We start from the raw sequence: 19,546 nt of genomic DNA on the forward strand, positions 1-19,546 counted from the left end.
GATTTTCGGGCACACAAGGGCAATGCCGTACTCGTTTGTGGCTCTACTACGGTGAAATATCCGGGCTAGCTCGCCGTAGCTGTCTGAGCGCAGCGCCCGCAGGGCGCGAAGCGAGTTTTACGGCGCAAGTTGCGCAGCACGCCTTCTTTGCTGACTTTCTTGCGCGGGCAAGAAAGTTAGTCGCCCGCCGGGGCGAGTCCCGGCCAGCCGCCTTAAAAAAAGAAAAAAAAGCAGCTATCGACACAAAAGCGGCGCAGCGCGCCTGAAGAATCGTCTTCATGGCCGCTGCGCCGCGCGGAACTGCTGGGGTGGCATGCCCAGCCAGTGGGCAAAGGCGCGGCCAAAGCTTTTTTCGCTGGCAAAGCCGCAGGCTTGGGCAATGCGCTTGAGCGGCATGTCGGTGCGCAGCAGCAGGGCGCAGGCTTTTTGCCGGCGCACCTCGTCCTTCAATTGTTGTAGCGAGGTGCCCGCCTGCTGCAGCTGCCGGTGCAGGCTGCGCGGGGCCAGGTGCAGCAGCTCGGCCAGGCTTTCGGCCGTATGCCCGCAATAGGCATGGGCGGCCAGTGCTTGGCGCACACGCTGCACCAGGTTGTGGCTGGGGCGGTAGGGCCGCACCTGAATGGGCAGCGCCCGTTGCAGCATGGCGGTCAGCGCCGCCTCATCGCGCACCAGGGGAATGGTTAGCCAATCGGCGGCGAAGGAAAAACTGGTCACCGGGGCAGCAAACACCACCGGGGCCTGGAACAGCACCTCATACACCGGCGCATGGGCCGGGGCAGGAAAGGGAAAACGCGCCTGCAGCAAAGGAATCGGGTGGTCCACCCACCAGCTGGCCAGCCCGTGCAGGTTGCGCAGCACCGACAGCAGGCAAAACTCCTGCATCGCTCCCAGGGGGCGCAGGGTGCGCAGCTCAATGCGGGCCTGGGGGCCATCGTGGTGCAGCTGCAGGGCGATGTCGTCGGTAAGCAGGTTGTGGTGGCGGCACCAGCGGGCCATGGCCAGCCCCAGGTTGGGGCTGGAGATGCTGGCACGCGCCAGCATGCCGTAGCTGCCCCAGGGCAGGCGGCGCGAGAACCAGCCCAGCGCCTCATCGTCCAGCTCGCGCATGGCGTGGGCGCAGAGCAGCTCCATTTGCAAGGCGGTAATGCGGGCGTGCTGGTGCTGCACGGCTTCTGGCGCAATTTGTGCCGTTGCCAGGGCGCTGGCGGGGGACAAGCCACGCTGTTGGTAGGCTTGCACCACGGCCTGCACAAAGGCCATTGGCGTGAGTGCCGGATGGGGCGCACCCAAGCCGGCCGGGACAACATGGGCCGCCGCAGGTGGTGGCAGTGGGGGCGAAGCAGACGGGTAAGGGACTTCCATAGGTGGCAATTATTGCAACCCTGCTGGCCCCATCTGAGCGGGGCTTACCCGTATTCTGAAAGTGATTCTGCGCCCCTGTCTGCCCGTGAGCCGCCACCCTCTGCGGGGCGCGTGCGCTGCCCCTTGGGGGCCGAGAACAAAAAAATTCCGGAGATTTGCCATGACCAGCCCTGCCACCGCCTTGTCTGCCAGCCACGCTTTTGGGGCGACGGACACCCCGTTGATTGAAGCCACGATCGGTGACTTTTTTGCCGACATGGCCCGCCGCCAGGGCGAGCGCGAGGCCCTGGTCAGCCGCCACCAGGGGCTGCGCTATACCTATGCCGGTTTGCATCGGGCGGTGCGCCAACTGGCCAGCGCCTTGCTGCAATCGGGCCTGGAAAAGGGCGACCGGGTGGGCATCTGGTCGCACAACAACGCCGAATGGGTGCTGATGCAGCTGGCCACGGCGCAGGTGGGCATTATTTTGGTGAACATCAACCCGGCCTACCGCACCGCTGAGGTGGAGTACGCGCTGAACAAGGTCGGCTGCAAGGCGCTGGTGACCATGGCGCAATTCAAGACCAGCGACTACCTGGGCATGCTGCGCGAGCTGGCCCCGGAGCTGGGCCGCTGCATGCCCGGCATGCTGGCGGCCAAGCGCCTGCCCAGCCTGCGCACGGTGGTGTGGATTGATGTTGCCGGGCAAGGGGCGAACCAGCCGGGCATGCTGCGTTTTTCCGACTGGCTGGCCAAGGGCCAGGCCGACGATCCGCAGGTCGATGCCGTGGCCGCCACGCTCAGCAACACCGACCCGATCAACATCCAGTTCACCAGCGGCACCACGGGGTTCCCGAAGGGGGCGACGCTCACGCACCGCAACATTTTGAACAACGGCTTTTTCATCGGTGAGTGCATGAAGCTGACGGCGGCTGACCGCCTGTGCATTCCCGTGCCGCTGTACCACTGCTTTGGCATGGTGCTGGGCAATCTGGCCTGCTTTACCCACGGCAGCACCGTTGTTTACCCGAACGACGGTTTTGACCCGCTCACCGTGCTGGAGACCGTGCAGGCCGAAAAATGCACCGGTCTGCACGGCGTGCCCACCATGTTCATTGCCGAGCTGGACCACCCGCGCTTCAAAGAGTTTGACCTGTCCACCCTGCGCACCGGCATCATGGCCGGCAGCCCCTGCCCGATCGAGGTGATGAAGCGCGTGCAGGCCGATATGCACATGACCGAGGTGACCATTGCCTACGGCATGACCGAAACCAGCCCGGTGAGCTGCCAAAGCTCCACCGACACGCCGCTGGATAAGCGCGTCTCCACCGTCGGCCTGGTGCAGCCGCACCTGGAGGTGAAAATCATCCACCCCGAAACGGGGGCCATCGTGGCACCGGGCGAGACGGGCGAGCTGTGTACCAAAGGCTATTCCGTCATGCACGGCTATTGGGGTGATGCCGAAAAAACCCGCGAAGCCATCGACGACGAGGGCTTTATGCACACCGGCGATCTGGCGGTGATGGACGCGCAGGGCTATGTGAACATCGTCGGGCGCATCAAGGACATGGTGATTCGCGGCGGCGAGAACCTCTACCCGCGCGAGATTGAAGAATTTCTCTACCGCCACCCCCAGGTGCAGGACGTGCAGGTGGTGGGCGTGCCCGACAGCCGCTACGGCGAGGAGCTGTGCGCCTGGATCATCGCCAAGCCCGGCCAAAGCGTGACCGAGGACGACATCCGCGCCTTCTGCCAAGGCCAGATTGCCCACTACAAAGTGCCGCGCTACATCCGCTTTGTCGAGGCCTTCCCCATGACGGTGACCGGCAAGATTCAGAAATTCAAAATCCGCGAAACCATGATGCAGCAGCTGCAGTTGCAGCCGGAACAAACGGCATGACCCTCTGCCGTCGTCGTCCTGTTGCGCAGCGCAGCGTTGGTTCAATGCCCTTCCAGCGGTGGCAGGCCCACCGCACGGCGGGCCACGGCCAAGCGTTTGCGCAGCGAGACTTCGGACATGTCCAGCTCGCTGACCATGGAGCGCAGCATCTCGTCGTTGATGCGGTGCGCCTGGCGCTCGGCGTACAGCGTGTTGCGCTCGACCTGAATGCAGTGCAGGCGCAGCTCAATCTCGCGCAGGTAGCGCAAGCGCCGCTCATGCACCACCTCGGGGCTATCGCTTTGCGCCTCGGGGGTGTTGGCCACGCCGCTTTCGTCCAGCAGCTGGATGCGGTTGCGGTACTCCTGGGTAATGCGCCCGGCCACCTCCTGGTGCTGGGCCAGCCACTGGGCGCTGTGCTGCTGGGCCTGGTCCTCGGGCAGGGCCAGGCTGGCAATGGCCGCTTGGCAGGCGGCGGTGCGGGCCAGGCGCTCTTCGTGCTGGGCCTGGGTGTCTTCCACCGGCGGAATGCGGCGCAGCAACAGCGGCAGCACGATGCTGCCCAGCACCAGGGTGAACAAAATCGTCCCTGTGGCCAAAAAGATGAGCAAATTGCGCTCGGGAAAGACGCGGCCATTGGCCAAATGGGTGGGAATCGACAGCGCCGCGGCCAGCGTCACCGCACCGCGAATGCCCGCCACGGTGGTGGCCAGGGTGAGCAAGGCGCTGGGGCGCTCGACCATGCGGCCTTGGCGGTGCGCCTTGTGCAGCGAGCTGCGCACGCCCAGCATCAGCCAGGCCCAGCGCAGCGCCAGCAGGGCGCACGAGATGGCGGCCACATAGCCCAGCAGCAGCCAGACATCGCGGTGCGCTGCGCCGCGCAGCGTCTCGCCAATGATGGAGGGCAGCTGCAGCCCCAGCAGCAAAAAGATGGCCCCGTTAAAGGCGGCCTCGACCATGCTCCAGGTGCCTTCGGTCTGCAGGCGCTCCGAGATGAAGTTGCTGCGGTCCAGATCGGCAAAATTGGTAGCTATACCCGCAGCCACGGCGGACAAAATACCAGACACTCCTATGTATTCGCCCATGATATAAGACGCAAAGGGCAACAAAATCAGGAGCAGCACCATCTGCGTGGCGGCCACATCGCCCACGCGGCGGGTGACCATGTCGCGCCCACGGCTAAAGCCCCAGCCCATCAAAGCGCCCAGCCCCAGGCCGCCCACCGACATCCAGGTGAAATCTTTGGCGGCGTTTTCCCAGCTGAACGAACCGGCGGTCAGCGTGGCGGCGACAGCAAATTTCAGTGCCACCAGGCCCGAGGCATCGTTCAGCAGCGACTCGCCCTCCAGCAGGTGCATGGTCTTGCTGGGCATGCCCAGGTTGCGCGAAATGGCCGAGACGGCCACCGCATCGGTGGGCGAGACCACGGCGGCCAGGGCAAAGGCCACGGTCAGCGGAATGCTGGGAATCAGCCAGTGAATGAGGTAGCCCAGGCCAAATACGGTGATGAACACCAGGCCAAAGGCCAGCAGCAAAATCGGCTTGGCCAGGGCAAAAAATTCGCGCTTGGGAATGCGCCAGCCGTCGGCAAACAGCAGCGGCGGAATGAACAGCAGCAAAAACAGCTCGGGGTCAAAGGCAATGTGCAGGCCATCTTGCGGCCAGGCAATCAGCGCCCCCAGGGCAATTTGAATCAGCGGCAGGGGAATGGCCCGCACGTAACGCGCGGCAATGCCGGTCAAGGCCCCCAGCATCAGTACCAACAAGACGGTTTCGACAGTGTGCATAACGTGATTGTTAGCGCTGGGCAAGGTGGTTTTTCCGCTGGCGCAGCGCAAATGTGCGAAAAATTATTTTCTTCTGAAGGAGGTTCTCTATGACGACCAGCAAGCTCAACCCGCGCTCGGCGGATTTTCAGGCCAACGCCGCCGCGATGCAGGCGCTGGTCGATGACCTGCGCGCCCAGTGCGAAAAAATTGCCCAAGGCGGTGGCGAAGCCGCCCGCGCCAAGCACCTGGGCCGGGGCAAGCTGCTGCCGCGCGACCGCGTGCAGCAATTGCTCGACCCCGGTACGCCCTTCCTCGAGATTGCCCCGCTGGCGGCGATGAACATGTACGGCAACGCCGCGCCCGGCGCGGGCCTGATTGCCGGCATTGGCCGCGTGGCCGGGGTCGATTGCATGGTGGTGTGCAACGATGCCACCGTCAAAGGCGGCACCTATTACCCCATGACGGTGAAAAAACATTTGCGCGCGCAAGAAATCGCCCAGCAAAACCAGCTGCCGTGCATCTACCTGGTCGATTCGGGCGGGGCCAACCTGCCCAACCAGGACGACGTGTTCCCCGACCGCGACCACTTTGGCCGCATCTTCTACAACCAGGCGAACATGAGCGCCCAGGGCATCGCGCAGATTGCCGTGGTCATGGGCAGCTGCACCGCCGGCGGCGCGTATGTGCCGGCCATGAGCGATGAATCCATCATCGTGAAGAACCAGGGCACCATCTTTTTGGGCGGCCCGCCGCTGGTGAAAGCGGCCACCGGCGAAGTCGTCACCGCCGAAGACCTGGGCGGCGGCGATGTGCACACCCGCCTGTCGGGCGTGGCCGACCACCTGGCCGAGAACGATCTGCACGCGTTGGCACTGGCCCGGCGTGCCGTCAGCAATTTGAATAAAAACAAGGTGCAAAACCCCGGTGATAAAGCGCCTGTAGCTCCTCTTTTTGAGAGCAAAGAGCTGTACGGCGTGATTCCCACTGACACGCGCAAGCCGTTTGATGTGCGCGAAATCATCATCCGCCTGGTCGATGGCAGCGCGTTTGACGAATTCAAAGCCCGCTTTGGCAGCACCTTGGTGTGCGGCTTTGCCCGCGTTGAGGGCATGCAGGTGGGCATCATCGCCAACAACGGCATTTTGTTCAGCGAATCGGCGCAGAAAGGGGCGCACTTCATCGAGCTGTGCTGCCAGCGCAAGATTCCGCTGGTGTTTTTGCAGAACATCACCGGCTTTATGGTGGGCCGCAAGTACGAAAACGAGGGCATCGCCCGCCACGGTGCCAAGCTGGTCACGGCGGTGGCCACGGCCAGCGTGCCCAAATTCACCATCATCATTGGCGGCAGCTTTGGCGCGGGCAACTACGGCATGTGTGGCCGCGCCTACAGCCCACGCTTTTTGTGGATGTGGCCCAACGCGCGCATTTCCGTTATGGGTGGCGAGCAGGCAGCCAGCGTGCTGGCCACCGTCAAGCGCGACGGCATCGAGTCCAAGGGCGGCCAATGGAGCGCTGAAGAAGAAGAAGCCTTCAAAGCCCCCATCCGCCAGCAGTACGAAGACCAAGGCCACCCCTACTACGCCAGCGCCCGCCTGTGGGACGATGGTGTGATCGACCCGGCCGACACCCGCCGCGTGCTGGCGCTGGGCTTGGCGGCCACGCGCAATGCACCGATTGAGGACACCAAGTTCGGTGTCTTCCGCATGTAACCGCTACGTTGAAACAAGGAGCCGAACCATGACCCGTTCCATCATCACTTCCGTGAATGCCGGGGTTGCCACCCTCACCTTGAGCCAGCCGGAAATCCGCAACGCTTTCAGCGATGTGGTGATTGCCGAAATCACCGCCGCGTTTGCCGAAGTCGGCCAGCGTGACGATGTCCGCGCCGTGGTGCTGGCCGCCGAAGGCCCGGCCTTTTGCGCCGGGGCCAACCTCAACTGGATGCGGGCCATGGCCGACTACACCCGCGAAGAAAACCTGGCCGACGCGGGCAAGCTGGCCGCCATGCTGCACACCATTGCCACCTGCCCGCACCCCACCATCGCCCGCGTGCAGGGCGATGTGTACGCCGGGGGCATGGGCCTGGTGGCCGCCTGCGACATGGCCGTGGCGGTGCAGGAGGCGCACTTTTGCCTGTCGGAAGTGAAGATTGGCCTGATCCCCGCCACCATCGCCCCCTACGTGCTGCGGGCCATGGGCACCCGTGCTGGGCAGCGCTACTTTTTGACCGGCGAGCGCTTTGATGCGGCCGAGGCGCTGCGCATCGGCTTTGTGCATCAGGTGGTGGCGGCCGACGATTTGGACAGCGCCGTCGATGGCCTGCTCAAGCACCTGCTCTCAGCCGGCCCGGCCGCCGTGCGCGCCTGCAAGCGGCTGGTCGATGACGTGGCCGGGCGCGAGATCAACGCCGCGCTGGTCGCCCGCACCGTCGAATGCATTGCCGACATCCGCGCCAGCGCCGAGGGCAAAGAGGGCGTGCAAGCCTTTTTGAACAAGCGCAAGCCCAATTGGCTGGGTTAAGAACGTGTTTACGACCTCCTCGCGGATGTGCAGTCGCGGCCTCGGGCGGTCTGCGGCGTTGCAAATCCTCGCCATAGCTAGCGCTATGTCTGTGGTTTGCGCCTTGCAGCCCATCCCGATCCGCATCCCGCACACCTTCGCGCGGAGATCGCAAACACGTTCTGATATTAAATACATAGCTGCTAGCGCTTTTTACATAAGGGCTAGAGGCCAAAAACACTGAAAGTTTTGAGTTTCCTATGTTTAAAAAAATCCTGATCGCTAACCGCGGTGAAATCGCCTGCCGCGTGGCCGCCACGGCCCGCCGCCTGGGCGTGCAAACCGTTGCCGTGTATTCGGACGCCGATGCCAATGCCAAGCATGTGGCCGCCTGCGATGAGGCCATCCACATTGGCGGCAGCGCCCCCAAAGACAGCTACCTGCAGTGGCAGCGCATCATTGCCGCGGCCCAGGCCACCGGGGCGCAGGCGATTCACCCCGGCTACGGCTTTTTGTCGGAGAACGAAGACTTTGCCAACGCCTGCGCGGCCGCTGGGCTGGTGTTCATTGGCCCACCGGCCAGCGCCATTCAGGCCATGGGCCTGAAAGCCGAATCCAAACGCCTGATGGACAAAGCCGGTGTGCCCCTGGTGCCCGGTTACCAGGGCGAAGACCAAGACCCCGCCTTGCTGCAGCGCGAGGCCGACCGCATTGGCTACCCCGTGCTCATCAAGGCCAGCGCCGGTGGCGGCGGCAAAGGCATGCGCTTGGTGGAGAAAAGCGAAGACTTCGCCGCCGCCCTAGCCAGCTGCCAGCGCGAAGCCATCAACAGCTTTGGCAACGATGCCGTGCTGGTCGAAAAATACGTGCTGCGCCCGCGCCACATTGAAATCCAGGTGTTTGGCGACAGCCACGGTAACTGCGTCTATCTGTTCGAGCGCGATTGTTCGGTGCAGCGCCGCCACCAAAAAGTGCTGGAAGAAGCCCCCGCCCCCGGCATGACCGAGGCCCTGCGCCGCCAGATGGGTGAGGCCGCCGTGGCCGCTGCCCAGGCCGTGGGCTATGTGGGCGCGGGCACGGTGGAATTCATCGTCGAGCAGCCCGGCGGCTACGAGCACCCCGAGCAGATGAAGTTTTACTTCATGGAAATGAACACCCGCCTGCAGGTGGAGCACCCCGTGACCGAAGCCATCACCGGCGAAGACCTGGTCGAGTGGCAGCTGCGCGTGGCTGCGGGCCAGCCCCTGCCCAAGCGCCAGGACGAGCTGAAGATCATCGGCCACGCCATCGAGGCGCGCATCTGCGCCGAAAACCCGGACAACCAGTTTTTGCCTGCCACCGGCACCCTGGCCATCTACCGCAAGCCCGCACACAGCGCCTTTGCCCGCAGCGATATTCGCTTTGACGACGGCGTGCGCGAGGGCGATGCCATCAGCCCCTTCTACGACTCGATGATCGCCAAGCTCATCGTGCATGGCGATGACCGGGCGCAGGCCCTGGCCCGGCTGGATGCCGCGCTGGCGCAAACGCACATTGTCGGCCTGGCCACCAACGTGCAATTTTTGCGCTACGTGCTGGCCAGCGATGCCTTTGCCCAGGCCAAGCTGGACACGGCGCTGATCGAGCGCGAGCGCGAGGTGCTGTTCAACCAAGACAAGTTGGGCCTAGAGCTGGCCGTGGCCGCTGCGGTGGCGCAGACCGTGCTCACCGAACAGGCCCAGCAAAGCGCCGACCCGTTCAGCCGCACCGATGGTTTTCACTCGCACGGCGCGGCCAGCCGCCGCATCGACCTGCAATACCAGGGCGAGCCGGTGGTGGCCACCCTGCGCTATGCGCGCGACGGCCTGCAACTGCAAGTGGGCACGGGCGACTTCCAGCCCCTGGCGGCCACCCTCAACGACGATGGCAGCATGGACTTGCGCTTTGGCAGCCTGCGCGAGCGCGTGTTTGACTACGCCCTGGGCGAAACCGAATACCTGTTCACCCGCCGCGGTGCCACCCAAATCACCGAGCTGGATGTGCTGGCCCACGCCGGCCAAAGCGGCAACGAAGGTGGCCGCCTGACGGCCCCCATGCCGGGCAAGGTGGTGTCGTTTGCTGTTAAGGCGGGCGACAAAGTCACCAAGGGCCAGCCCCTGGCGGTGATGGAAGCCATGAAGATGGAGCACACCGTGGCCGCCCCGGCCGATGGCGAGGTGGTCGAGCTGCTCTTTGCCCCCGGCGACCAGGTGACCGAGGGCGATGAGCTGCTCAGTTTGAAAACGGCGTAAACCTTTCACGCAAGGAGTTGTTGCATGAGTTATCCCACCCAAGTGCGCCTCATTGATGTCGGCCCGCGCGACGGGCTGCAAAACGAAAAGCAGCCCGTGCCGGCGGCCATCAAAATCGAGCTGGTGCAGCGCCTGCAAGAGGCGGGCCTGAAAGAGATTGAGGTCACCAGCTTTGTCAGCCCCAAGTGGGTGCCGCAGATGGCCGACAACGCCGAGGTCATGGCCGGCATTGAACGCCGCGCGGATGTGCGCTATTCGGTGCTCACCCCCAACCTGAAAGGCTTTGAAGCGGCCATCGCCACCCGCCCCGATGAAATCGTGGTGTTTGGCGCGGCCAGCGAGGCCTTTAGCCAGAAAAACATCAACTGCAGCATTGCCGAAAGCATCGAGCGCTTTGCCCCGGTGGTCGAGGCCGCGCTGGCCGCCGGCATCGCCGTGCGCGGCGCCATGAGCTGCACCGTGGGCTGCCCCTACGAGGGCGAGATTGCCCCGGAACAGGTCAGCTACCTGGCCGGGCTGATGAAGGGCATTGGCGTGCAGCGCGTGGATGTGGCCGACACGATTGGTGTGGGCAACCCGCTATCGGTGCGCCGGGCGATTGAGGCCACGCTCAAGCACTACGACCTGGAGCACATCAGCGGCCACTTTCACGACACCTATGGGCAGGCGCTGTCGAATACCTTGGCCGCAGTCTCCGTTGGGGTGTGGAACTTTCAATCGTCTGTTTCGGGCTTAGGCGGCTGTCCGTATGCGAAAGGAGCTACCGGAAACGTAGCAACCGAGGATGTGGTGTTCATGCTGCACGGCATGGGCATTGAAACGGGCATTGATTTGGACAAGCTCATCGACGCGGGCCAGTTCATCAGCGACTCCCTGGGCCGCCCCAACGGCTCGCGCGTGGCACGGGCAGTGCTGGCCAAGCGCCTAGGGTAAGTCGCTAGTCCGTAAGCCGCCGGCCCGCAGGTTTTGCAAGCGTGGTGCAAGCCTGGCCCGGTTGAATCGTTGGCACTATGCCCAATGCCTTTAATTTCTCGGCCTCGCCGTTTGACTGTCTCTCGACCGACGAGCAAGCGCTGGTGCGCAGCAACGTCGATATTGCCTACTTCCAGCCCCAGGCGGTGGTGCTGGAGGTGGGGGCCGAGACCACCCACCTGTTCGTCATCATCAAAGGCTACGTCACGCAAATGGACGGTGACGAGGTGCAGGCCACCTTTGGCCCGGACGATTGCTTTGATGGCCGAAGCCTGGTCGCGGGCCGCGCCAGCAGCCGCTTTGTCGCGGCCGAGGAGGTGCTGGTGTACCAACTGGCCCGCGCCACGGTGCAAGAGCTGATTGCCCGCAATGCCACCTTTGGGGCGCTGCTGTTCTCGGATCTGGGCAACAAATTGAGCGCCCTGGCCCAGCGGGCCGAAGAGCATGAAACCCAGTCGCTGCTGATGGCCCGGGTCGATCAAGCCTACTTGCGCCCGGCGCACACGGTGCCCGCCAGCGCCAGCATTGTGCAAGTGGCCCAGGTGTTCAAAGACCAGCGCACCACCAGCGTGCTGGTCGAAGACCCCAGCCGGGGGGCGCAAGGCCTGGGGATTTTTACCGCCACCTCGCTGCAGCATGCGGTGCTCGATGGCCGGCCGCTGGACCGCTTGCCCGTGGGGGATTTGGCCGTGTACCCGGTGGTCACCGTGCAGGCCAGCGACACCATTGGCGATGCCATGGCCGTGCTGCTGCGCGCCCGGGTGCATCGGGTGGTGGTGGTCGATGAAGCCGGCCAGGTGCAAGGCCTGCTGCGGGCGCTGGATTTGTTCAGTTTTGTGGCCAACCAATCGCACCTGGTGGGCGTGCAAATTGAGCAGGCGAGCACGCTAGAAGATTTGCAGCACGCCGCCGCCTTGATTACGCAACTGATCGCCGCCTTGCACCGGGGCGGCATGCGCATTGGCCTGATGACGCGGCTGGTGCAGCAGCTCAACACCCGCCTGTTTGAACGCGCCTGGGGGATGATTGCGCCCAGCGATTTGCAGGCCAATAGCTGTTTGTTTGTCATGGGCAGCGAAGGCCGGGGCGAGCAGCTTTTGAAAACCGACCAAGACAATGGCCTGCTGCTGCGCGATGGCTACCAACCGCCGCACAACCTGGCCGAGATTTGCCAGCAGTTCTCTGATGCGCTGGCCCGCTTTGGCTACCCCGAATGCCCGGGCCGCATCATGCTGAACAACCCGGCCTGGCGCGGCACGGTGAAAGAATTTACCCAGCGGCTCAAGCGCTGGCTGCTGGTGCCCGAGGGGGCCGACGATTTAATGCACCTGGGCATTTTTCTGGATGCCCTGGCCGTGGCGGGCGATGCGCATTTGCTCACCCAGGTGCGCGACAACCTGCAGGCGTTTACCTTAGACAGCGACGTGCAAGTGGCCCGCTTTGCCGCAGCGGTGGATGCCTTTGGCAGCCCCGCCAGCTGGTGGGGGCGCTTGCTGGGGCGCGATGGGACCGAGCAGGTGAATTTGAAAAAAGCCGGGCTGTTTCCCATCGTGCACGGCGTGCGCAGCCTGGCCCTGGCCCAGGGGATTGGGGCCACCAGCACGGCCGAGCGCCTGGATGCGCTGGTCGCCCAGCAGGTGCTGGACCCAAAGCTGGGCCAGGAATTGCAAGAAAGCCTGTACTTTTTGATGGGGCTGCGCCTGCAGGCAGGGCTGCACGAGTGGGCGCTGCACCGCCCCATCAGCGGCAATGTCGATCCCAGCACCCTCAGCAGCCTGGAGCGCGATTTGCTCAAAGACACGCTGGCTGTGGTCAAACGCTTCAAGGCCGTGCTGCACCAGCGCTTGCGCCTGGATTTGGTATGAGTGCGCAGCTGCCCGGTTGGCTGCCAACGCGCTGGGCCCAGCTGCGCCGCCAGTGGCTGCGGCGGCGTTTGCGGGCCGCAGAGTTTGCCTGTGTGCTGGAGCCGCCACCGCCCAACGAATGGGTGGCGCTGGACTGCGAAACCACGGGGCTGAACACGCGCACCGATGCCATCATCTCCGTCGGTGCGGTGCGCATTGTGGGCGACAAAATCCTGACCAGCCAGCGCTTGGAACTGCTCATCTGCCCAGACAAACAAGTCAGCGCCGACAGCGTGCGTGTGCACCGCCTGCGCCAGCAAGATTTGCAAGACGGCCTGCCCTTGGACGAGGCCATGCGCCGCTTGCTGCACTTTATTGGCAGCCGCCCGCTGGTGGGCTATTACCTGGAGTTTGACGTGGCCATGCTCAACCGCGCGATTGTGCCCATCCTGGGCCTGGGCCTGCCGCAGCGGCGCATTGAAGTCTCGGCCCTGTACCACGACTTCAAGTTTGCCCAGTTGCCGCCGCACCACCAGCAGGGCAACGTCGAGATTGATTTGCGCTTTACCACCTTGCTGGCCGATTTGGCCTTGCCCCCGCGCGAAGCGCACGATGCCTTGAACGATGCCGTCATGGCGGCCATGGCGTTTACCAAGCTACGCCATTTGCTTGCCTTATAAAAAATAGCTTGTTCCGCTTATTTTTAAAAGGTATTTTTATTTTTTGACTTTGAAACTCTTTATTTGAAAGCGGTAAGCGCTCTCTTTTTTAATCTCATCAGCCCCTGCGCGGGGAATAAAGGAAACAATGCCGTCATGCAAGCAAAAGCCAAGTGGGTATGGGTGATCGCCGGGGCGGGCAGCCTGTGGGCGGGGGTGTTGCTGGTGCTGGGCCTGCTGGTGCCCTGGCTGGGGGCGCAGCCGCTGCCGGGGCAAGTGCTGCTGTGGGGCGGCCTGTGGGCCGTGGGCACCGCCGCCGCCAGCCTGGCTTGGCGGTACGGGGTGGAGCGCCCCCAGCGCCAGCTGGCCCGCCTGACCGAGCAAGTGCGGGTGGCCTGCACCATGGAGCTTGCCCCGCCCCTGCAGGGGCGCGGCCCGCTGGCCCAGGCCTTGGCCCAGCAGGTGCAAACCCTGGCCGCCCAGCGCGACCGCTTGCGCCAAGACATGGCCCAGCAGGTGCAGCAGGCCAGCGTGCGGGTGCAGCAAGAGAAAGACCGCCTGGCCGCCCTGATTGCCGAGCTGCAGCAATCGGTGCTGGTGTGCAACCTGGATGGCCGCATCCTGCTGTACAACCACCGCGCCCGCACCGAGTTGGGCGCGGCCCACCAAGGCCCGGTGGTCGGCATGGGCCGCTCGGTGTATGCGCTGCTGGACCGGGGCTTGATGCAGCATGCGCTGCACACCATTGGCCAGCGCTTGGCCCGGGGCACGGGCCGGGCCGTGGCGCAATTTGTCACCTACACCCCCTCGGGCCAATGGCTGCGCGTGCAGATGACCCCCGTCCTGACCCAGCAAAACGAGCAGGGCAGGGCGCTGTCGGGCTTTGTGCTGTTGCTGGACGATGTGACGCAAAGCTTTGCCCAGGAGCATGAGCGCGACAGCGTGCTGCACAGCCTGACCGAAGGCAATCGCGCCAGCCTGGCGGCCATGCGCAACGCCGTGCAGCAACTGCGCCAGCAAGCGGGCGATGGCCCCTTGCCCGAGCAGCTGCTGCACTTGGTGCAAGAAGAAATGGGCCGCATGGGCGAGCGCATTGATGCCCTGGCCGCCCGCTCGGCCCAGGCGCTGCAGGCGCGTTGGCCATTGCAGGAGATGCTGGGGCAAGAATTTTTGGCGGCGGCCCAGCACCACTTGGCCGAGCGCCTGCCCTGCCCCTTGGTGATTGCCCCGGCCCCTGACGAGCTGTGGCTGCGGCTGGACAGCTACTCCTTGCTCCAGGTCTTGCAGTACCTGGGGCAGCGTTTGGTTGATGAATTTGCCGTGCGCAGCCTAGAGCTGCGCCTGCAGCCGGCCAGCGACGATGCGCAAGCGCCCCGCGCCCACCTGGATTTGGTCTGGACGGGCCACGCCATGAGCACCGAAACCGTGATGAGCTGGGAGATGGACCCCATGGCCGTGGGCAGCGGCCACAGCACCTGGTCGGTGCGCGAAGTGGTGGCCCGCCACCGGGGGCAAATGTGGTTTGAGCGCGAGCGGGTGCGCCATACGGCTTTTTTCCGCTTTGCCTTGCCGCTGGAGCCGGTGCCCAGCGCCCCAGAGGAGACGGCCGCCATTGAAAGCCGCCCCGAGTTTTACGACTTTGACCTTTTTCAGCACGAAGAATCGGACAGCGCCTGGGAGCAGCGGCCCCTGGCGAGCCTGCGCTACACGGTGTTTGATACCGAAACCACGGGACTGAACCCGTCTGGGGGCGACCAGATTTTGCAAATTGGTGCGGTGCGCATCGTCAATGGCAAATTGCTGGCGCACGAGAATTTTGACCAATTGGTGCATCCCGGACGCAGCATTCCCAAGGCGGGCATCCCCATTCACGGTATCACCCCCGAGATGGTGGCCGACCAGCCGCGCATTGAGGCGGTGCTGCCGGTGTTTCAGCGCTTTGCCGAAGACAGCGTGCTGGTGGCGCACAACGCCGCGTTCGACATGAAGTTTTTGCAGATGCTGGAGCCGCGCACCGGGATCGCGTTTCGCCAGCCGGTGCTCGATACCTTGCTGCTGTCGGCTGTGGTGCATCCCCACCAGGAATCGCACCGCCTGGAAGCCCTGGCCGAGCGCTTTGGCATCCCCGTGCTGGGGCGGCACACCGCGCTGGGCGATGCCATGGTCACGGCCGAGGTCTGGCTGCACCTGCTGGGGCAACTGCAGGCCATGGGCATCCACACCCTGGGCCAAGCGCGCGAGGCGGCGCAGCAAACCTACTTTGCCCGCCTGAAGTATTAAGAGTATTAAGAATCCGATCGAACGGCGGGCACAGGCATCAGCGGCTGATGGGGTAGCGCTTGGCCAGCACCGCCTGCTGCGCCTGGATGAGTTTGAAGGCCTGCTTGAGCTGCAGGCGCTCAAAGCGCGACAGCTTGGCCAGCGGCAGAAAGTTGTCCGGGGGCTGCTGGGCATCGGCCTGGCGGGCTTGGTGGACCAAGCGCACGGCGGCAATAAAGGCCAGCGCATCGCCCAAATCTTGTGCGGCTGCGGCGCTGACCTCGCCACCGGCCAGCGCCCCGGCCTGGGCCAGGCGCTCTTGGGTATTGACGGCCTCCAGCCCCCCGGCCAGGGCGTAAATGCGGGCCAAATCGACCATGGGGGCAATGGCGCTGTGCTTTAAATCAATGCACCCGGCATGGGCAGGCCCGCGCAGGGGGCGAATGTTGCCCAGCCAATTGAGCGGCGGGCGCTGGGTCAGGGCATTGCCCACCATATGCCCTAAAAACAATTGGCTGCGCTGAGCGCGGGAGAGCTCTTCCTGGCGCAACTGGGTCAGCAGCGGCGTGTGCCCGGCCACGGCCCGCAAGTCAAAAAACACACTGCTGTGCAGCAGCGCCATGGGCTCAGGCTGGTCAATCCATTTGCGAAAGTAGCGCCGCCATTGCGCCAGCGGTTGGCACCACTGCGCATTCATGGCCATCATCTCGCCGGGGCAATGGATGTAGCCGCAGGCATCCAGCCCATCGCAGACAAAGCGGGCAAAGTCGGCGAAGTACGCGCCGTGCTGCACCGGGTCGTACTCGTCGGCCAGCACCAAGGCGTTGTCCTGGTCGGTGCGGGCCGTTTGCTCCTGCCGCGCCTGCGACCCTGCGGCCACCCACACCCAGGGCACCGGCGCAGGCCCGAGCTGCTGCTCTGCCAGGGCAATCAAGCGGGTGGTGATGGCATCGGTCACCGTGGTGACGATGCGGCCAATGCCCTGCGCCCCAGCCCCGCCGTGTACCAGGGCTTGCTGCAGGGCTGGCACCTGGGCACTGAGTTGGGCCAGGGTGGCAATGTCCGGTGCCTTGTGAATGCCCCGGGCCAATTGCACCACGCTGGGACTTTGGCGCGCGTCCACATTGCGCGGGGTGACGATGCCCAGCACCCGGGCCTGGTCCAGCACCGGCACGTGGTGGATGTTGTGCTGCGCCATCAGCGTCAGCGCATCCAGGGCGCTGGCCTGCGGCGGCAGGCTGTGCAAGGCGGTGCTGGCAATCTGGCGCAGCGGCAGGGCGGGGGACAGGCCCTGGGCCACCACACGGTTGCGCAGATCGCGGTCGGTGACGATGCCGCACAGCTGCGCTCCCTGCATCAGCAGCACAGAGGACACCCCCGCATCGCGCATCGCTTGGGCACCCATTTGGATGCTGGCATCGGGTGGCAAACACAAGGGTGCGCGGGCAATCAGGGCCGATAAAGGGGTGCCCAATAAGCCGGAAGTGTCGGCCGTAATCGGGGTGGCAGCGGCGGAAAAATCAGTCATAAATTCAGGGGCAGAAGGTGCGGATTATTTCGTGGATTTTCTAGTATTTCTGGAAAATTATCCAGAAATAGAACGTGGCGCAGACACCTGTCAAGTGGATTTCTTTTGAAGAATTTAAGTATTAATACCTATTCTAAAATATTTTAAATCCTGTATTTGGGTGTGCAAGTTGTTGTTTATTTTAAATTTTTATATTTTTTACGAGTTTTCCCTAGGTTTGTCGCCATTGCTTACAAGAAGTAAGAATTTCGTAAGCTTAAGGCAAATGATGGCGGGTGTGAAACGGTGTCCATCTGGAGCGGATACCGTTTTGCCTTCTTATGCAGAGAGTCAATGTCAATTACTTGACAAAGCCGAAGGAAATGGAGGTCATTCACCATTGAGTAATGCGGTACTACTTTTTTAATGCATTGAATAAATAATCTTATTGAAAAATTTATACGGTAATAGATTATTAAATTAAACAGGAGACAAAATGTTAAAACCACTTACCGAGCGAGACCATGCCTATTGGCATGCGAACGTCAAACTCATTGCCTTGTGCCTTAGTATTTGGGCGCTGGTTTCTTATGGCTTTGGCATGTTGCTGCGCCCCCTGCTCATGGGAATCAAAATTGGAGGGGCCGATATGGGCTTTTGGTTTGCCCAGCAAGGTTCCATTCTGACGTTTCTCGCACTCATCTTTTTTTATGCCTGGCGCATGAATAAGCTGGACAAAGATTTTGGTTTGGAGGAATAAACCATGAGCCAGTTTTGGATTAACTTTACTTTTGTGATTGGCTCGTTTGTCATTTACACCGCCATTGCGGTGTGGGCCCGGGCCAAATCCACACGCGAGTTCTATATTGCCGGGGGGGAGGTCAATCCGGTGATGAACGGCATGGCCACGGCGGCGGACTGGTTGTCGGCGGCCTCGTTCATTTCGGTGGCCGGTTTGATCTCGGTGGGCTACGTGAACTCCTCGTTCATCATGGGCTGGACGGGTGGCTACGTGCTGCTGGCCACCTTGCTGGCCCCGTACATGCGCCGCTTTGGTGCCTACACCGTGCCCGATTTCGTGGGCAAGCGCCACGGCACCAAAACTGCCCGCGTGGTGGCCGTGGGGTGCTTGCTCATCATCTCGCTGACCTATGTGATCGGCCAGATGACCGGTGCTGGCGTGGCTTTTTCGCGCTTCCTGGAGGTGAGCAGCACCAACGGTCTGCTGATTTCTTCGGTGGTGGTGTTTTTCTACGCCGTGCTGGGTGGCATGAAGGGCGTGACCTACACCCAGGTGGCGCAGTACATCGTGCTGATTTTGGCGTTCACCATTCCGGCGGCTTACCTGTCGCTGATGATGACCGGCCACATCCTGCCGCAAACGGGCTTGTTTGGTGAGCACACCGCTTCGGGTCTGCCGCTGCTGGAAAAGATGAACCTGGTCGTGCGCGATCTGGGCTTCCAGGACTACACCGCCGACGTGAGCAACAAGTGGAACATGTTCCTCTTTACGCTGACGCTGATGGTGGGCACCGCTGGGTTGCCGCACGTCATCATCCGCTTCTTCACCGTGCCCAATATTCAAGATGCCCGCTGGTCGGCTGGCTGGGCGCTGGTGTTCATTGCGCTGTTCTACACCACCGTGCCTTCGCTGGCGGCCATGGCCCGCTTGAATGTGCTGGAGACGGTGTACCCCCAAGGCACCGACAAACCGGCACTGGCCTATGACGAGCGCCCGGAATGGTTCAAAACCTGGGAGCAAACTGGTCTGTTGAAAGTCGATGACAAGAACAAGGATGGCCGCATCCAGTTCTACAACGAGGGCAACAAAACCTTTGCTGAAGGCACGGCCAAAGAGCGTGGTTGGGAAGGCAACGAGCTGACCGTGAACAACGACATCCTGGTGCTGGCTTTGCCCGAAGTGGCGAACATGCCTGGCTGGCTTATTGGCCTGATGGCGGCCGGTGGTATTGCGGCCGCGCTTTCGACAGCGTCTGGCTTGTTGCTGGCGATTTCTTCGGCGGTCAGCCATGACCTGCTGAAAAACACGCTGATGCCGCACATTTCCGAGAAGACGGAAATGCTCTACGCCCGCCTGGCCATGACCGGGGCCATCATCGTGGCCACGTGGTTGGGCTTGAATCCCCCTGGGTTTGCCGCCCAAACGGTGGCGCTGGCCTTTGGCATGGCCGCTGCCACCTTGTTCCCGGCGCTGATCATGGGGATTTTTGTCAAGCGCGTGAACAACAAGGGCGCGGTGGCCGGCATGCTGGCTGGTGCGGCCCTGACCATTGGCTACATCTTTATGTACCTGGGCTGGTTCTTTATTCCGGGCACCAACACCTTCCCGAATACGCCAGAGCATTGGATCATGGGCATCTCGCCCCTGTCCGTGGGCGTGATCGGTGCGGTGACCAACTTCGTCGTGGCCATTGGTGTCTCGCTGGCCAGCGAAGAGCCCAGCGAAGAGATCCAGGAAATGGTGCGCCGTGTACGCTATCCTTAAAGCTTGGCGTGCAAGGTTTTATTAAATAGCTAACCAATGGG

General features: G+C 63.0%; 14 protein-coding genes. 11 read left to right on the forward strand and 3 right to left on the reverse strand.

Annotation, left to right across the window (positions count from 1 at the left end; translation table 11 throughout):
* On the forward strand, positions 1 to 266 hold a 266-nt coding region (locus ACFO24_RS03530; protein WP_377736852.1), incomplete at its 5' end, for a hypothetical protein.
* Between the two features lie 10 nt (positions 267 to 276).
* Here the strand turns inward: ACFO24_RS03530 and ACFO24_RS03535 are convergent.
* Entirely contained in the window at positions 277 to 1,362 is a 1,086-nt protein-coding gene (locus ACFO24_RS03535; protein ID WP_377736853.1) for an AraC family transcriptional regulator, read from the reverse strand.
* Between the two features lie 160 nt (positions 1,363 to 1,522).
* Here ACFO24_RS03535 and ACFO24_RS03540 point away from each other — a divergent pair, with 160 nt between their 5' ends.
* The gene (locus tag ACFO24_RS03540) at positions 1,523 to 3,241 is read left to right on the forward strand and encodes an AMP-binding protein (RefSeq protein ID WP_377736854.1); all 1,719 of its coding nucleotides are present in this window, start codon (positions 1,523 to 1,525) and stop codon (positions 3,239 to 3,241) included.
* A 41-nt stretch (positions 3,242 to 3,282) separates the two neighbouring features.
* Here ACFO24_RS03540 and ACFO24_RS03545 read toward each other — a convergent pair whose 3' ends face one another.
* Positions 3,283 to 5,007, reverse strand: coding sequence for a Na+/H+ antiporter (locus ACFO24_RS03545; RefSeq protein WP_207574087.1), 1,725 nt, complete (start codon positions 5,005 to 5,007; stop codon positions 3,283 to 3,285).
* 89 nt (positions 5,008 to 5,096) lie between these two features.
* Here ACFO24_RS03545 and ACFO24_RS03550 point away from each other — a divergent pair, with 89 nt between their 5' ends.
* From ACFO24_RS03550 to ACFO24_RS03580, 7 genes are all read left to right on the forward strand, one after another.
* Positions 5,097 to 6,698 (forward strand): carboxyl transferase domain-containing protein, encoded by a 1,602-nt coding sequence (locus tag ACFO24_RS03550; protein ID WP_377736855.1) that lies wholly within the window; start codon positions 5,097 to 5,099, stop codon positions 6,696 to 6,698.
* A 28-nt stretch (positions 6,699 to 6,726) separates the two neighbouring features.
* Complete coding sequence (locus ACFO24_RS03555) at positions 6,727 to 7,509, forward strand: enoyl-CoA hydratase/isomerase family protein (RefSeq protein WP_377736856.1); 783 nt, start codon at positions 6,727 to 6,729, stop codon at positions 7,507 to 7,509.
* A gap of 239 nt (positions 7,510 to 7,748) precedes the next feature.
* The gene (locus tag ACFO24_RS03560) at positions 7,749 to 9,758 is read left to right on the forward strand and encodes an acetyl/propionyl/methylcrotonyl-CoA carboxylase subunit alpha (protein ID WP_377736857.1); all 2,010 of its coding nucleotides are present in this window, start codon (positions 7,749 to 7,751) and stop codon (positions 9,756 to 9,758) included.
* A gap of 24 nt (positions 9,759 to 9,782) precedes the next feature.
* Positions 9,783 to 10,691: a hydroxymethylglutaryl-CoA lyase gene (locus ACFO24_RS03565; protein ID WP_207574091.1), complete on the forward strand. Its 909-nt coding sequence runs from the start codon at positions 9,783 to 9,785 to the stop codon at positions 10,689 to 10,691.
* A 77-nt stretch (positions 10,692 to 10,768) separates the two neighbouring features.
* Positions 10,769 to 12,595 carry a putative nucleotidyltransferase substrate binding domain-containing protein gene (locus ACFO24_RS03570; protein ID WP_377736859.1) on the forward strand — a complete coding sequence of 609 codons (1,827 nt, stop codon included), beginning with the start codon at positions 10,769 to 10,771 and terminating at the stop codon, positions 12,593 to 12,595.
* Entirely contained in the window at positions 12,592 to 13,254 is a 663-nt protein-coding gene (locus tag ACFO24_RS03575; RefSeq protein ID WP_377736861.1) for a 3'-5' exonuclease, read from the forward strand. The genes ACFO24_RS03570 and ACFO24_RS03575 overlap by 4 nt, the downstream gene beginning before the upstream one ends.
* A 135-nt stretch (positions 13,255 to 13,389) precedes the next feature.
* Entirely contained in the window at positions 13,390 to 15,513 is a 2,124-nt protein-coding gene (locus ACFO24_RS03580) for a 3'-5' exonuclease (RefSeq protein ID WP_377736863.1), read from the forward strand.
* A gap of 37 nt (positions 15,514 to 15,550) precedes the next feature.
* On the opposite strand, the gene ACFO24_RS03585 is transcribed toward ACFO24_RS03580, so the two are convergent.
* Positions 15,551 to 17,020: a DUF294 nucleotidyltransferase-like domain-containing protein gene (locus ACFO24_RS03585; protein WP_377736864.1), complete on the reverse strand. Its 1,470-nt coding sequence runs from the start codon at positions 17,018 to 17,020 to the stop codon at positions 15,551 to 15,553.
* 475 nt (positions 17,021 to 17,495) lie between these two features.
* On the opposite strand from ACFO24_RS03585, the gene ACFO24_RS03590 reads away from it, so the two are divergent.
* Positions 17,496 to 17,759, forward strand: coding sequence for a DUF4212 domain-containing protein (locus ACFO24_RS03590; RefSeq protein ID WP_377736865.1), 264 nt, complete (start codon positions 17,496 to 17,498; stop codon positions 17,757 to 17,759).
* A gap of 3 nt (positions 17,760 to 17,762) precedes the next feature.
* Positions 17,763 to 19,505, forward strand: coding sequence for a sodium:solute symporter family protein (locus ACFO24_RS03595; RefSeq protein ID WP_377736867.1), 1,743 nt, complete (start codon positions 17,763 to 17,765; stop codon positions 19,503 to 19,505).
* Positions 19,506 to 19,546: the final 41 nt, after the last annotated feature.

It is taken from the genome of Comamonas denitrificans (assembly GCF_042654745.1).
In the GTDB taxonomy this organism is placed as follows: domain Bacteria; phylum Pseudomonadota; class Gammaproteobacteria; order Burkholderiales; family Burkholderiaceae_C; genus Comamonas; species Comamonas denitrificans.